This is a genomic window from Phenylobacterium sp. (assembly GCF_020402505.1).
In the GTDB taxonomy this organism is placed as follows: Bacteria; Pseudomonadota; Alphaproteobacteria; order Caulobacterales; family Caulobacteraceae; genus Phenylobacterium.
This window is the reverse complement of record NZ_JADBZL010000126.1, coordinates 1-12,122: the sequence shown is the minus strand read 5'-3', so window position 1 is coordinate 12,122 and position 12,122 is coordinate 1. Positions and strand designations below refer to the sequence as shown.

The following is a 12,122-nucleotide window of genomic DNA, read 5'->3' as shown; positions in this document are numbered from 1 at the left end:
TAGGTCCTTCCGGAGCGACAGAATTTTCGGGCGATCGAGCCGCCGCAGCGACCCCTCACCCCGCTTCGCGGGGAGCTCCCCCGCGGGGGAGCAATGGCTCAGCAATTCCTCCACCTCTTGAGGGGGAGGTGGACCGCGAAGCGGGCCGGAGGGGGTCTTCTGAGGGGCCGGTCTACTGCGTCCGCCCCCGCGCCTGGATGCCGGCCCTCCGGGCTTCGACGGCCTCGGGGGTCACATGGCGGTTGTGGGCCGTCGAGCGGGCCTGCTCCAGCTCCAGGCCCTGGCGCAGGGTGGTCTCGTAGCCGTCGTCGATCATCGCCTTGTAGGTGATGAGCATGTCCTCATCGATGGTGGCCATGTCGGCGGCCAGCTGGAGCGCGGCGGGAAGCAGGTCCTCCGGCGCCACGACGCGGTTGACCAGGCCCCAGGCCTCGGCCGTCCGGGCGTCGAGGAAGTTGCCGGACAGGGAGAGCTCCTTGGCGCGGTAGGGTCCGATCAGGCGCGAGAGCTTCTGTGAGAGCCCCCATCCCGGCGTGATGCCCACCCGGGCGTGGGTGTCGGCGAACCGGGCGTGGGTCGAGGCGATCAGCACGTCGCAGGCCAGGGCCACCTCGAAGCCGCCGGTGATGGCCACCCCGTTGATGGCGCCGATCACCGGCTTGCGGCAGGCGATCACCGCCCAGGCCGGGTTCTCCGACGGCTCGGTGGCGTTCGCCGCCCGCAGCCCGTTCGGGTCGCTGCCCAGCTCCTTCAGGTCCAGCCCCGCCGTGAAGGCCCGCTCCCCGGCGCCGGTCAGGACGATCACCTTCACCGCCGGGTTCGCGTCCAGCCGCTTCAGCGTCTCGTGCAGCTCGGCCCGCAGGGCGCGGCTGAGGGCGTTCATCGCCTCAGGCCGGTTCAGGGTGACCAGGGCGACCTGGTCCTTGATGTCCACGAGCAGCATGCGGTTCCTCCCTGGGTCTGACGTCTGTCGAGCAGGGGAGGGGACCGCCCCGGGGGAAGTCAAGCCGCCGCAGGCAGGGCCCATCGACGGAATCCGGCGAAGACGGGGTTCATGGTTTGGGGCGTCATCCTGGAGGACCCTGCCCATGAACCGACGACAACACCTGCTCGCCCTGGGCGCCGGCCTCTCAGGCCTGGCCGCCGCCCCGGGCGCAATCGCGCGGTCGCCGTCTTTTCGGGTTGAACCCGGTCTCGAGTGGGTGACCGCCGCTGCGGAGGGGCCTGGCGTCTCCTTCCACACCTTCGGAAGCGAGGCGCGGGGCGGCCCGGTCAGCTTCCACATCTACGTCCCGCCCGACTATGCGGCCGATCCGGATCGCCGGTTTCCGGTGGTCTACTGGCTGCACGGGTCGGGGGGCGGAGTTTCCGGCATCCCGCGACTTGGCGCCGAATTCGACCAGGCCATCCGGAACCGCCTCGCCCCGCCCTTCCTGGTGGTCTTTGTCAATGGCCTGTCCATGGGCATGTATGTCGACTGGTCGAACGGCAAGGCGCCGATGGAGACGATCATCGTCCATGAGCTGCGGTCCTATATCGACGCCAACTGGCGCACCCTGGCGAAGCCGGAGGGCCGGCTCCTCGACGGATTCAGCATGGGCGGCTACGGCGCAGCCCGGTTCGGCCTCCGCTATCCGGAGCTTTTCCGCACCGTCTCCATGATGGGCGCCGGGCCGATGCAGGAGTTCCTGACCACCGCCCCCCGCGCGAGCAAGGCGCAGGCCGAAGAACTCCTGCGTGAAGTCTACGGCGGCTCCCAGGCGGGTTTCCAGGCCGTCAGCCCCCGCCGCTACGCCCGGGAGAACGCGGCCCGCCTCGCTGGCCGCTCCCGCCTGCGCCTGGTCATCGGCGATCGCGACGAGACCTTCGGGAACAACCGGGACTTCCACGCCTATCTCGAGGGCCTTGGCATCCCCCACGACTGGATCGTCCTGCCGGGCGTCGGCCACGACCCCTTCCAGGTCCTGACCGCCCTCGGCGACCGTCAATGGGCCTTCTACCGCGCCGCCTTTGCTCACCTTTGAGGGGAGGGCGCCGCGTCCGGAGAAAGTTGCGCGCGCCCCCCCCCAGACTGCGACATTTCCGTTACAGTCTCCGGCAAACATCCGTCTTGCGGGCCGCACGAGCTTGCAGACTCCGGCCGCACCGGATTCAGGTCGCTCCGAACCGCCAGGGCGGGTTACTCGTCCGGCTTGTTGAGACGGAAGGCAATACATGCGCAACGAAATCCGTGGTCGTCTGACCAACAGGCACATTCTTCTCGCCGGAGTCAGCCTCCTGATCGGAGCCGGTCCGGCCTTTGCCCAGCAGGGCGCCAATGACGGCGCTCAGGTCGACGAGGTCGTCGTCACCGCCACCAAGCGTGAGCTCAGCCTTCAGAAGGTGCCGTTCTCGATCAACGCCCAGACTGCAGAGGCGATCCAGCGCTCGGGCGCCGGGTCGCTCGAAGACCTTTCGCGCAATGTCGCCGGCCTTGCGGTGCAGAACCTCGGGCCCGGCCAGAGCCAGGTCTCGGTGCGCGGCGTCTCCGCCGGCCAGGTCGTCCGCGACCAGCCCGGGGTGAAGGAGCAGGTCGGGGTCTACCTCGACGAGTCCGCCATCTCCCTGTCCCTCTTCACCCCCGACCTCGACCTCTTCGACCTTAACCGGGTCGAGACCCTGCGCGGTCCCCAGGGCACGCTGTTCGGCTCGGGTTCGGTGGGCGGCACCATCCGCTACATCACTAACCAGCCCCGGCTCGGCGAGTATGGCGGGTCTCTCGAGGCCGGTCTCAACCAGATCGACGGCGGCGGCGTCGGCGGCGACCTGAAGGGCGCCGTGAACATCCCGCTCGGCGATATGGCGGCCGCGCGCCTCGTCGGCTACCGCACCAACTATGGCGGTTTCATCGACGCCATCGGTCCCGCGGCGGGCAAGGACGTCAACGACGGCGACCGGACGGGCGCCCGCCTCTCCGTCCTGATCGAACCCAACGATCGGGTGCGCGTGACGCCCCGCATCGTCTACCAGAGGGTGGAGAGCAACGGCTTCAACCGCTCGGAGATCTGGAACCTCTACGCCAATCCCCAGACCACCGCCGTTCCGGCCACCACCTTCAAGCGGAACCAGCAGTACCTGAAGCTGCGCGAGAAGTTCACCGATGAGCTGGTGCTGGCGGACCTCAAGGTGGAGGCCACCCTCACCGACGCCATCGACCTGACCTCGGTCACCACCTACCTGACCCGCGACATCCTGGTCAGCCGCGACGCCAGCGCCCTGACGGGCTCGGTCTCGGTGGACCTCGGCTTCCCCGCGGCGGGCGTCCAGCTGGCCTCCAACCTGCGCGACACCACCAAGGTGGACACCTTCAGCCAGGAACTGCGGCTGGCCTCGACCGGGGACGGCCCCCTGCAGTGGGTGGCCGGCGCCTTCTATTCGACCATCGATCGCACCTACAACCAGCGGCTCCCCACCCCGGGCTACGACGCCTTCACCGACGCCCGCTTCGGCGCCGGCACGTCGGCGGGCGCCGCCAACGGCTTCCCCCTGAACTCGCCCTACAACTCCCGCCTGCCCTACACCATCACCCAGTACGCGGTGTTCGGCGAGGCCACCTACCAGCTGACGGAACGCCTGAGGGCGACGGCGGGCGCGCGCTACTACAACTTCGAGGAAGAGCGCTCCTTCAAGTCCGGCGGCCTCTTCTCGAACGGCGACAACCGCAAGGACAAGACCAAGTCCGACGGCGTCTCGCCCCGGATCATCCTCAGCTACGAGGCTGCGGAGAACGTCACCATCAATGGCGGCGTCTCCGAGGGCTTCCGGCTCGGCGGGGTGAATGATCCGCTGAACGCCGGGCTCTGCACGCCGGCGGACCGGGCCCTCTTCGGCGGCTATCAGTCCTACAAGGACGAGTCCCTCTGGAACTACGAACTCGGCATGAAGGCCCGCCGCGGCGGCGCAACCTTCAACGTCGCCGGCTTCTACAACCAGATCGACAACCTCCAGGTCACCCTGGACGCCGGCAGCTGCTCGTCGCGCATTGTCTTCAACGTCGACAAGGCCCGCTCCAGCGGGGTCGAGTTCGAGCTGGGCCTGAACCCGCTCGAGGGCCTCAGCCTCAACCTGTCGGGCAGCGTGACGGACTCCAAGTTCGAGACCACCCTGCCGGGCGCCCTGACCGCCGCCACCGGCATCCGCGACGGCAACCGCCTGCCCAGCGTTCCCCGGTTCCAGTTCACCGCGTCGGGCAGCTATGAGTTCCCGGTGACCGACAGCCTGACGGGCTTCGTCAACGCCTCGGTCCAGCACGTGGGCGACCGCTACACCCAGCCGGCGGACCAGGAGAACAACCCGCGCACCTTCGTGCACAACCTGCCCTTCCTGGGCGCCCCGGCCTCGGCCGCCACCACGGTGAACCTGAAGCTTCCGTCCTATGAACTGGCCAACCTCAGCGCCGGCGTGGAGAGCGCCGACGGCCTGACCATCACGGCCTTCGTCAACAATCTGACCAACGAGAACGCCAAGCTGTCCTTCGACCGCGAACGCGGCGGCCGCGCCCGCCTCGGCTTTGCGGTGAACACGCCGCGCACCTACGGCGTGAGCATCCGCAAGACCTTCTGATCCGAAGGACTGGGACGCCCCGCCAGGGGCGCCGAAGACGGGGAGGGCGGGGCCATCATGGTCCCGCCCTTTTTCTTTCCGGGCCGCCGCCCCGCTGGAGTCCCGCCAGACGGGACGGGGCGTAGAGGCTTTGGGCCTCCCGGGCGGCGAGGCGGCGCTCGAGGCGCCGGGAGTCCCGGATCCAGACGTCGATGTCGCGGGCCAGGTAGGGGGCGCCCGCCCGGGCGGCGGCCTGCAGGGGGGCGAGGCGCGCTGCGGCTGCCCGCAGGGCGCGGATTTCGGCGGGCAGGGCCCGGTAGCGCTCATCGATCAGGAACAGGGTCGATCGGGCTGAGCTGATCATTCGGGCGGTGGTCTCCGGGTCGGGCGCAGTCGCGGCGGCGGCCAGGGCGCGGCGGGCGTCGGAGAGATGGCCGGCCAGCGTCACCGGCCCATCCCGCGCCGCAGGGCAGGCGTCGGGGTGCAGGGCGGCGGTATAGTCGGCCAGCCCCCGGAGCACGGCCTCGGGCGGCTCGGCGCCGTCGAACTCCTCCACCACCAAGCCGCGGATGAAGGCGGGAAGCGCCTCCGGCGGCGTCTTCAGCGCCGCGCGGGGTCCGGCCAGGTCCGGGATCGGCTGCGGATCGAACACCGCATTGCCGCGTACCCTGGAGAACAGGGAGGTGCTCACGTCCGCCGTGCCGGGCGCCCCTGACAGGCCCGGAAAGCGAAAGTCCGGATTGTCGCGGCCGCCGGCATGGCAGCTCTCGCAGGACAGGCCGGCGCGCGCCGCCTGGCCGCCCAGCAGAAGCGGATCGCGGAACGCCGTCCGTCCGATCTCGATCGAGCGGACCCGCGCCGGATCGTCGGGCAAGCGCAGGCACTCGGTCGGCGCCCGGCCAAGCGCCACAGCAGGGTCTGCGTCCGGAGCTAGCCAGGCCATGGCCCTCAGCGCCGCTGGCGTGTCGGACGCCAGCGCTGCGGAGGCCGCCAGCGCCAGTCCGAGTCCGAACCCGGCGTGGACCCGGTTCAGCGTCCGGGATCGCCGCCGGTTTCGATCCATGACCTCAGGGTCTCGGCCTCTGCGCAACCGTAGGCGCAAGCCTGTTCCAGGCGGGCCAGCATCCGGCGCGCCCCGGCCCTGTCGCCGCGCTCGACCTTCAGCTCGCCATAGTATTCCAGGGCCCCCCGATGATCCGGCGCCACCGCCAGCGCCTGGCGGTAGAAGCCCTCCGCCGTGTCGAACCGGCCAAGCCGGCGGTGCGCGAAGCCCTGGTAGGTCAGGACGTCCGGATGGGGTCCGAACGCCGCCCGGGCTGCGTCCAGGCTGACCAGGGCGGCTTCGAAGCGCCCCTCATTGATCAGCCCCACGGCGTCGAGATAGGCGGCGTCGCCGGCGTCGGCCAGGATCAGCGGCTGGTCCAGCCGTGCGCCGGGCGAGGCCGGTGCGGCCAGGACCTTCTCCAGCTCCGCCGTCAGGCTCCGCAGCTGCGCGGCGTCGCAGCCCGGCCCGCAGGCCGCCGCCTTGGTCCTCAGCCAGTCCAGCTGCTCCTGCGCCTTCGGATCCTCCAGACGGGCCAGAGCCAGTCCAAGTCCGCCGCGCACTGAAACGTCTTCCGGCGCCAGCCTCAAGGCCCGCTCGTAGGCGCGCCGGGCGCCCCTCCAGTTCTCGGCGCCGGCATGGGCCGCGCCCAGCAGCTTCCAGGCCTCCAGGTTCTGCGGGACCGCCTGGGTCACGCGCTGGGCCGATCGGGCGGCGGCCCTGTAGTCCCGCGCATTGAGCGCCGCTAGGGCCTTGGCGTATTCCTCGGCGGGGTCATAGCTGGGGCCGCTGTCCGACGGCAGGTCCATGCCGCCGCCACCGCCCGACCCGGCGGCCAGGGCCGCTCCGCCTGTGATCGCGGCGATCACGCCGGCCAGCACCAGAACCCTGAACGACCCCATCCTCAGCCTCCGATCCGGAAGTGTCGGCCTCATCTGTGCCCTTGGGGAAGCCGCCTTGGCAAGGCGCCATTTCAGCAGGCCCTTGCTTGCGGCCAGGGCCTTCCGGATGCGTCGGCGATTCACCTCTGGCCGCTCTCGCGCCGGACCAGGAATCCAGGGGCCCCCGCCTCAGGCCAGAAACGACGGCGGCAAGGTGTCGGGCTGGGCGTGCAGGTCCCGGTTGCCGGCCAGACCGGCGAGCAAGGCGTCGACTGTCACCCGCACCCGCGGCGCCAGGTAGAGACGGTGGGGGTAGTGCAGCACGATCTCACGCTCGCTGGCGTCGTGCTGTTCGTGGAGCACCACCTTCAGCCGCCCGGCGCGCAGGTGAGGCATGGCGTGGTGCAACCCTGCCTGCGCAATGCCGGCGTGATCGCACGCCAGCCCAAGCAGGGCCTCAGGGTCGGAAAGCCACAGGCGGGCCCTCAGGGGAATCTGGAACGAACCGCGTCCGCCGGGCCTTCGGAACCGCCAGGGAATCTCGCCCCCGCCGGGCAGCCGCACGCCCAGCAGATCATGCCCGGCGAGGTCTGCGGGCGCGACGGGAACGCCGCGATCGCGCAGATACTCGGGCGAGGCCAGAAGCACCAGCGGCAGCCGTGCGATGCGCCGCGCCACCAGGCTCGACTCCTCGATCACGCCGCCCCGGATGACGATGTCGAACCCCTCGGCGAGCATGTCGACCGGACGATTGTCGAGGCTCACATCGACCTGCAGCTCCGGGTTCGCGGCCGTGATCGCGGGCAGCAGAGGTAACACATACTGCCTGCCGAAGGAGACGCCCACCGAGATCCGGACCCGTCCGACCGCGCCGCTGCGCGCCTGGCTGATCTCGGACACGGCTTCATCCAGGGCCCGGAGCGCCGGCGCCGTGCGCTCACGGAGCCTCTCGCCTTCCTCGGTGAGATGCACCTGTCGCGTGGAGCGGTTGAACAACCGGACGCCCAGCTGCGCCTCCAGCCGGGCGACGTTCTTGCTGACCGCCGCCGGCGTCAGGTTCAGCTTGGCGGCGGCGCCTGTGAAGCTGCCCGCGGTCGCCACCTCGGTGAAGGACACCAGCCCGTGGAGGTTTCTCATTCATTCCTGCAGGTTGAAGATAATTCGAATTTATGTCGATTTTATCCATGATTGCCGCGCCGTACAGTCTCCTTGGTCACATTCACACACCCCCAGTTCACGAAGGAGAACGCAGATGACCAACCGGATTCTCGTCACCGGCGCCGCCGGCAATATCGGCGCCGAAATCGTCAAGCGGCTGCAGGCCCGCAAGGCCGACTTCGCGGTCATGACCCATGCCTCCGGCGGAGCCCCGGCGGGCGCGGGCGAGACGCAGGGCGACTTCCTGGACCCGGCCTCCCTGCGCCGGGCCTTCGAAGGCGTCGACACCCTGTTCCTGCTCTTTCCCCTGGTACCGGAGATGCCGCGCATGGCCGCCAACGCCGTGGCGGCGGCAAAGGCCGCCGGCGTCAGGCACATTGTGAGGTCGTCAGGGGCGGGCGCCGACGCCGCCAGTCCCGCGGCCATTGCGAAGGTCCATGGCGAGATCGACGCCCTGATCCGCAACTCGGGCATCCCGTTCACCCTGCTGCTGCCGACCAGCTTCATGCAGAACCTGGTCAACTTCTATGGCGCCGCCATCCGGGATGGCGCGCTCTATGCCCCGCGGGGCGACGGGGCGACGGCCGTCATCGATGTCCGCGACATCGCCGACGTGGCCGTCGAAGTCCTGACCGACCCGGCGGCGCACGCCGGTCAGAGCTATACGCTCACCGGTCCCGAAGACCTCACTGACGCCCAGATGGTCTCCGCGATCGCCCGCCAGATCGGCCGCGACGTCCGCTATGTCGACGTTCCGGAAGCGGCGGCGGTGGACTCGCTGACCCGGATGGGCTCCCCGCCCCAGGTGATCGAGTGGCTGATGAGCCTCAACCACGTCATCAAGCAGGGCTGGGCGGCCGGGGTCTCGCCCGTGGTGGAGACGATCACCGGGCGCCCGCCGCGCAACCTCGCCGACTTCGTCCGCGAGAACGCGGCGGCCTGGAAGTAACCGGCCCCCCGTCCTCTGCTCCAGGACCCACGTCGGCGAGGAAGGCGATGTCGCCGAAATCGAAGGCAGCGAGGGCAACCGCATCGCCCCCAGCGCCCCTGCAGAAGACGGAACCCCGGACTCGACCGGAGCGGATAGAGCCCGCGGACCCGTTCAGCCTGAGGGCGAGCCCTCGACTCCCTCCAATTCCTCCCCCTCCCGAGGGGGAGGTGGACCGCGCAGCGGGCCGGAGGGGGTCTGCTGAGGCTCCGCACAGGGCTCGAAATCCGCCGTCAATCCGGCTACCGTTGCGGTGCACCCGAACCCCATTCCGCCCGCCGGAACACCCCGATGATCAACCCCGTCGTTCACTTCGAGATCCCGGTCGCCGACATGGATCGCGCCATGGCCTTCTACGAGGCGGTGTTCGGCTGCCGCCTCGAACGGCGCCGGGTCGACGGCTACGACATGGCCTTCTTCCCCCGCGCCGAGGGCCAGGCCGGCGCCAGCGGCGCCCTGGCCTGCGGCGATGTCTATATTCCCTCTAAGACCGGCCCCATCCTTTATTTCGACGTCCCCGACATCATCCCCGTCCTCGCCCGCGCCCAGGCGCACGGCGGCGCGGTGCTCTACCCCAGGACCCACGTCGGCGAGGAAGGCTATGTCGCCGAGATCGAGGACAGCGAAGGCAACCGCATCGCCCTCAGCGCCCCGCCGGACGAAGCCCGCTGACCCACCCAGCTTGCCCCCCCCAATTCCTCCACCTCTCGAGGGGGAGGTGGACCGCGCAGCGGGCCGGAGGGGGTCTTCTGAACCACCGTTGCCCCCCTCAGTCGGCTTCGCCGACAGCTCCCCCGCAGGGGAGCAATGGCTCAGTCATTCCTCCACCTCTTCAGGGGGAGGTGGACCGCGCAGCGGGCCGGAGGGGGTTATCGACCCCTCCGCAAGCCGCCTCACCCCGCTGCGCGGGGAGCTCCCCCGCAGGGGAGCCATGGCTCCCTAACTCCCCCACCTCTTGCGGGGGCGAGGCCCCGGGGCAGGGGGGACCAGGCCTCAGCCCCCACGCCCGCACCCGCAGCCCATGCCTCTGTGCACAAGGGCCAAGAGCTTGCGCGCCATGCCGACGTGGCGCTTGGCGCCGGTTTCCCGCGGCTCACCTGTCGACTGCCGGGTGTTCAGGACACGCGCGAAGACGGGCTTGCTGACCTTGTTCGTCGCTGGCGTCGCCGGCCCTGTAGTGTCAGGCTGCAGGGCCCCGTGAGGCCCCCAGGGAGGAAGTCCGCATGAAGATCGCCATTGCAGGTTCGGAAATCATCGACCGAGGTCACGCCTATGTGCCGCAGATGCGTGCGCTCGTGGGGAACAACCTGATCGCATCGCCTGGCGCCCGGGCGGTCATCCGCCGCCGCAGCGGCGCGGAGGAGGTTCTCCTGCATCGCCGCCGTGACTTCGGCGTCTGGGCCCTGCCGGCGGGCTCTCCTTTGATCGGGGAGTCGATCCTCGACTGCCTGCGCCGGGAGGTCTTCGAGGAAACCGACCTGAGGGTCGCCGCCTGGCGATGCTTCGGCTTCTCCTCCGATCCGGTGCGCGAGATCGTCCGCTACCCCAATGGCGACGTGCTGCACTGTTACTCCCTGCTGTTCGAGGTCGAGCTGGAGGACGAGGCGCTGGGCGGCGTCGACATGTCCAGGATCGCCGCAGAGACCACGGCGCTGCGTTGGTTCGCCCTCAACGACCTTCCGGAAATGATCGACAATCACCGATGGAGCCTGGACAGCTACATCGGCTTCCTGAGCGACGGCGTGTTCAGGGTGAGCTAGGCCCGGGGTTGCAGCCAGGGGCCCGGCGTTCAATAGCCGGCTCTCGAATGCGTCATGCTCCGAACCGCCCTGCGCCGTATGGACTTCCGGGCCGGCGCCAGCTCCACTTGGCGCAAGTCTGCGATCCGCGCCCTCGCCATGGCGGCGTACAGGGAGTGGGCGTCCCCCCAAACCGTTTGGTTCCCCCCCATAGATGGGCTAAGCCTCCGCCGCAATTTCCGCAGCCATCCGGGGCCTTCGCCATGACCGAGATCGTCGACATCCTCGCCCGCCAGATCCTCGACAGCCGGGGCAACCCGACGGTGGAGGTGGACGTGGTCCTGGAGGACGGGTCCCTCGGCCGGGCGGCCGTGCCCTCGGGCGCCTCCACCGGCGCGCATGAGGCCGTGGAGAAGCGCGACGGCGACAAATCCCGCTATGGCGGCAAGGGTGTCCTGGCCGCCGTGGACGCGGTGAACGGCGAGATCTTCGACGCCCTGGCGGGCTTCGACGCCGCCGACCAGCGCCGGCTCGATGCGCGGATGATCGACCTGGACGGCACGGCCAACAAGTCTCGCCTGGGCGCCAACGCCATCCTCGGCGTCAGCCTCGCCGCCGCCCGGGCCTCGGCGACCTCGGCGGGCCAGCCCCTCTACAAGTATGTGGGCGGCGTCGGCGCCCGGGTCCTGCCTGTGCCGATGATGAACATCATCAACGGCGGCGCCCATGCGGACAACCCGATCGACATCCAGGAGTTCATGATCCTGCCCACGGGCGCCGACAGCTTCGCCGAGGCCCTGCGCATGGGGGCGGAGATCTTCGCCGCCCTGAAGTCGGGCCTGAAGGCCGCCGGCCATAACACCAATGTCGGCGACGAGGGCGGCTTCGCCCCCAACATCGCCTCCGCCGAAGAGGCCCTGGCCTTCATCGTCCGCTCGGGCGAGGCGGCGGGGTATGCGGCCGGCCAGGACTTCCACCTCGCCCTCGACGTGGCCTCCACCGAGTTCTTCCAGGACGGCGCCTACCACCTGCACGGCGAGGGCAAGCGCTTCGACCCGGCCGGTATGGTCGGCTACCTGGCGGACCTGGTGGCGAAGTTCCCCATCGTCTCCATCGAGGACGGCTGCGCCGAGGACGACTTCGACGGCTGGAAGCTCCTGACCGACCGGCTGGGCGGGAAGGTCCAGCTGGTGGGCGACGACCTCTTCGTGACCAACCCGGCCCGCCTGGCTGATGGCATCCGCGGGGGCCTGGCCAACTCCATCCTCGTCAAGGTCAACCAGATCGGCACCCTGTCGGAGACCCTCGACGCCGTCGATATGGCCCACCGCGCCGGCTACACCTCGGTGATGAGCCACCGCTCGGGCGAGACCGAGGACGCCACCATCGCCGACCTGGCCGTGGCGCTGAACTGCGGCCAGATCAAGACCGGCTCCCTGGCCCGCTCCGACCGCACCGCCAAGTACAACCAGCTGCTGCGCATCGAAGAAGAGCTGGGCGATCAGGCCGCCTATCCCGGCCGCGCGGCCCTGAAGGCCCTGCGCTAGCCAATTGCTCCCCTGCGGGGGAGCTCCCCGCGAAGCGGGGTGAGGGGGCGCCACGGCGGTTCGGAAAACCCCCTCCGGCCCGCTTCGCGGTCCACCTCCCCCTCAAGAGGTGGAGGAATTACAGTATCTTAATTGCTCCCCTGCGGGGGAGTTCCCAGCGCAGCGGGGTGAGGGGGCGCCACGGCG

Annotated in this window: 10 protein-coding genes; 6 read left to right on the top strand and 4 right to left on the bottom strand. The window is 69.9% G+C overall.

What is annotated here, in order from left to right; genetic code table 11:
- Nucleotides 1–172 precede the first annotated feature (172 nt).
- On the bottom strand, nt 173–943 hold the full coding sequence (locus IM632_RS09485) for an enoyl-CoA hydratase (RefSeq protein ID WP_296497247.1): 771 nt from the start codon (nt 941–943) through the stop codon (nt 173–175).
- Nucleotides 944–1,088: 145 nt separating this feature from the next.
- Here IM632_RS09485 and IM632_RS09480 point away from each other — a divergent pair, with 145 nt between their 5' ends.
- Both IM632_RS09480 and IM632_RS09475 read left to right on the top strand, forming a co-directional pair.
- On the top strand, nt 1,089–2,024 hold the full coding sequence (locus IM632_RS09480; protein WP_296497250.1) for an alpha/beta hydrolase-fold protein: 936 nt from the start codon (nt 1,089–1,091) through the stop codon (nt 2,022–2,024).
- Nucleotides 2,025–2,214: 190 nt separating this feature from the next.
- The gene (locus IM632_RS09475) at nt 2,215–4,602 is read left to right on the top strand and encodes a TonB-dependent receptor (protein ID WP_296480829.1); all 2,388 of its coding nucleotides are present in this window, start codon (nt 2,215–2,217) and stop codon (nt 4,600–4,602) included.
- A 55-nt stretch (nt 4,603–4,657) separates the two neighbouring features.
- Here the strand turns inward: IM632_RS09475 and IM632_RS09470 are convergent, their stop codons facing one another.
- The 3 genes from IM632_RS09470 to IM632_RS09460 all read right to left on the bottom strand — a co-directional run bounded on the left by IM632_RS09470 (nt 4,658) and on the right by IM632_RS09460 (nt 7,641).
- Nucleotides 4,658–5,644 carry a hypothetical protein gene (locus IM632_RS09470; protein ID WP_296480827.1) on the bottom strand — a complete coding sequence of 329 codons (987 nt, stop codon included), beginning with the start codon at nt 5,642–5,644 and terminating at the stop codon, nt 4,658–4,660.
- On the bottom strand, nt 5,611–6,525 hold the full coding sequence (locus tag IM632_RS09465) for a tetratricopeptide repeat protein (protein WP_296480824.1): 915 nt from the start codon (nt 6,523–6,525) through the stop codon (nt 5,611–5,613). Before IM632_RS09465 ends, IM632_RS09470 begins: the two co-directional genes overlap by 34 nt.
- A 168-nt stretch (nt 6,526–6,693) precedes the next feature.
- Nucleotides 6,694–7,641 carry a LysR family transcriptional regulator gene (locus IM632_RS09460; RefSeq protein WP_296552266.1) on the bottom strand — a complete coding sequence of 316 codons (948 nt, stop codon included), beginning with the start codon at nt 7,639–7,641 and terminating at the stop codon, nt 6,694–6,696.
- 115 nt (nt 7,642–7,756) lie between these two features.
- Between IM632_RS09460 and IM632_RS09455 the strand changes: the two genes are divergently transcribed.
- The 4 genes from IM632_RS09455 to eno all read left to right on the top strand — a co-directional run bounded on the left by IM632_RS09455 (nt 7,757) and on the right by eno (nt 11,936).
- A complete protein-coding gene (locus tag IM632_RS09455) occupies nt 7,757–8,611 on the top strand; it encodes an NmrA family NAD(P)-binding protein (protein WP_296497252.1) in 855 nt (284 codons plus the stop codon).
- Between the two features lie 330 nt (nt 8,612–8,941).
- The gene (locus IM632_RS09450; protein WP_296480815.1) at nt 8,942–9,322 is read left to right on the top strand and encodes a VOC family protein; all 381 of its coding nucleotides are present in this window, start codon (nt 8,942–8,944) and stop codon (nt 9,320–9,322) included.
- A gap of 551 nt (nt 9,323–9,873) precedes the next feature.
- Complete coding sequence (locus tag IM632_RS09445) at nt 9,874–10,410, top strand: NUDIX domain-containing protein (RefSeq protein WP_293542422.1); 537 nt, start codon at nt 9,874–9,876, stop codon at nt 10,408–10,410.
- A 242-nt stretch (nt 10,411–10,652) separates the two neighbouring features.
- Nucleotides 10,653–11,936 carry a phosphopyruvate hydratase gene (gene eno, locus IM632_RS09440; RefSeq protein ID WP_296480811.1) on the top strand — a complete coding sequence of 428 codons (1,284 nt, stop codon included), beginning with the start codon at nt 10,653–10,655 and terminating at the stop codon, nt 11,934–11,936.
- The last annotated feature ends 186 nt before the right edge of the window (nt 11,937–12,122 follow it).